General features: G+C 63.7%; 1 protein-coding gene. It reads right to left on the bottom strand.

Going from position 1 to position 2,537, the window contains the following annotated elements:
* Positions 1-75: 75 nt before the first annotated feature.
* Positions 76-2,376 (bottom strand): YgiQ family radical SAM protein, encoded by a 2,301-nt coding sequence (locus ABE459_RS25825; protein ID WP_125465748.1) that lies wholly within the window; start codon positions 2,374-2,376, stop codon positions 76-78.
* Between the last annotated feature and the right edge of the window lie 161 nt (positions 2,377-2,537).

Genomic DNA, 2,537 nt, shown 5'->3' with positions numbered 1-2,537 from the left:
ACAGGCGAATGCGATCTCCTGTAGGAGCGGCCTTGTGTCGCGAAAGGACTGTGCAGCAGCCCCAAAATGGACCAATTAACGCGGGATGACTGGCTGACGCGGCTTCTTGCCCTTGCCGCCACCCTTGGCCGCCTCTTTGCGCTCCTTGGCCGCCTGCTGGTTGCGGGCGAACGCTTCGGCCTTGGCCTTCTCGCGCTTGTCCCACGGCTTGCTGCCATCGCTGGCACGCGGCGGCAGGCCGGTGTGCTGGGTGAGGATCTTCTGCTCCTTGCCCACCTTGTGGCTGCCGGCCGGCGTGGAGTTCTTGCGCCGGGCGCTCTGGTAGCTGTCGGTCTGCGGCTGGTGCAGCGGGATCAGCTGGTGCTTGCCCGGGCCGATCAGGTCGGCGCGGCCCATGCGCTCCAGCGCTTCACGCAGCATCGGCCAGCCCTTCGGGTCGTGGTAGCGCAGGAATGCCTTGTGCAGGCGGCGCTGCTCCTCGCTCTTGACGATCTCCACCCCTTCGCTCTTGTAGGTGACCTTGCGCAGCGGGTTCTTGCCCGAGTGGTACATGGCCGTGGCCGAGGCCATGGGCGACGGGTAGAACGCCTGCACCTGGTCGGCGCGGAAGCCGTTGCCCTTGAGCCAGAGGGCTAGGTTCATCATGTCTTCGTCGGTGGTGCCCGGATGCGCGGCGATGAAGTACGGGATCAGGTACTGCTCCTTGCCCGCCTCTTTCGAGAACTTCTCGAACATGCGCTTGAAGCGGTCGTAGGTGCCGATACCCGGCTTCATCATCTTGTCCAGCGGGCCACGCTCGGTGTGCTCCGGGGCAATCTTCAGGTAGCCACCGACGTGGTGGGTCACCAGCTCGCGCACGTACTCCGGCGATTCCACCGCCAGGTCGTAGCGCAGGCCCGAGGCAATCAGGATCTTCTTCACCCCCGGCAAGGCGCGGGCCTTGCGGTACAGCTCGATCAGCGAGCTGTGGTCGGTGTTGAGGTTCTCGCAGATGCCGGGGAACACGCACGACGGCTTGCGGCAGTGCTTCTCGATCTCGTGGCTCTTGCAGGCGATGCGGTACATGTTGGCGGTCGGGCCGCCAAGGTCGGAGACCACGCCGGTGAAGCCTGGCACCTTGTCACGCATCTCTTCGATTTCGTGCAGGATCGACTCGTGCGAGCGGTTCTGGATGATCCGGCCTTCGTGCTCGGTGATCGAGCAGAAGGTGCAGCCACCGAAACAGCCACGCATGATGTTGACCGAGAAACGGATCATCTCGTAGGCCGGGATGCGTTCCTTGCCATAGGCCGGGTGCGGAACACGCGCGTAGGGCATGCCGAACACGTAGTCCATTTCTTCGGTGGTCATGGGGATGGGTGGCGGGTTGAACCACACATCCACCTCGCCGTGCTTCTGCACCAGGGCGCGGGCGTTGCCGGGGTTGGTCTCCAGGTGCAGCACGCGGTTGGCGTGGGCGTAGAGCACCGGGTCGTTGCGCACCTTTTCGAACGATGGCAGGCGGATCACCGACTTTTCCCGGGTAATCTGCGGGCTGTCGAGGATCTGCACCACCTTGGCTTCGTTCGGGTCGTCCTGCTCGCCCTTGGCCTGCTCGATGGCGCAGGCCTGAGTGTCCTGGGTGTTGACGTAGGGGTTGATGATCTTGTCGACCCGGCCCGGACGGTCGATGCGGGTGGAGTCGATCTCGTACCAGCCCTGGGGCGTGTCGCGGCGAATGAACGCCGTGCCGCGCACGTCGGTGATCTGCTCGATGGGCTCGCCCTGGGACAGGCGCTGGGCAACCTCGACGATGGCCCGCTCGGCGTTGCCGTACAGCAGGATGTCGGCGCTGGCGTCCACCAGGATCGAGTGGCGGACTTTGTCCTGCCAGTAGTCGTAGTGGGCGATGCGGCGCAGCGAGGCCTCGATGCCGCCGAGCACGATAGGCACGTGCTTGTAGGCTTCCTTGCAGCGCTGGCTGTACACCAGGCTGGCGCGGTCCGGGCGCTTGCCGGCCAAGCCGCCAGGGGTGTAGGCGTCGTCGGAGCGGATCTTCTTGTCCGCGGTGTAGCGGTTGATCATCGAGTCCATGTTGCCGGCCGCGACGCCGAAGAACAGGTTCGGCTCGCCGAGCTTCATGAAGTCGTCTTTGGACTGCCAGTTCGGCTGGGCAATGATGCCCACCCGGAAGCCCTGGGCCTCGAGCAGGCGGCCGATGATGGCCATGCCGAACGACGCATGGTCGACGTAGGCGTCACCGGTCACGATGATGATGTCGCAGGAATCCCAGCCGAGCTGATCCATCTCCTCCCTGCTCATCGGCAGGAACGGCGCTGGCCCGAAGCATTCGGCCCAGTACTTGGGATAGTCGTAGAGTGGTTTGGCTGCTTGCATGTCAGTGACCGGTTCTGGTGTGCAGGGAAATCGCGGGCGCGGATTATAGCACAAATTTTGACCAAATCCGACGGTGGTGGTCGGATTCATTTGGATCGCCAAGGACAAAATTGGCCCCTGTGGGAGCGGGTTAAACCCCGAAATCGAAAATTTATTAACAA

This window comes from Pseudomonas sp. TWI923 (assembly GCF_039673365.1).
Lineage (GTDB): Bacteria > Pseudomonadota > Gammaproteobacteria > Pseudomonadales > Pseudomonadaceae > Aquipseudomonas > Aquipseudomonas sichuanensis.
Note: the sequence above shows the minus strand (reverse complement) of the source record. Positions and strands in the feature narration are given on the sequence as shown.

What these genes read in the sequence shown, in the direction of transcription:
- ABE459_RS25825 (WP_125465748.1), bottom strand. Translation starts at nt 2,376, where the DNA reads ATGCAAGCAGCCAAACCACTCTACGACTATCCCAAGTACTGGGCCGAA.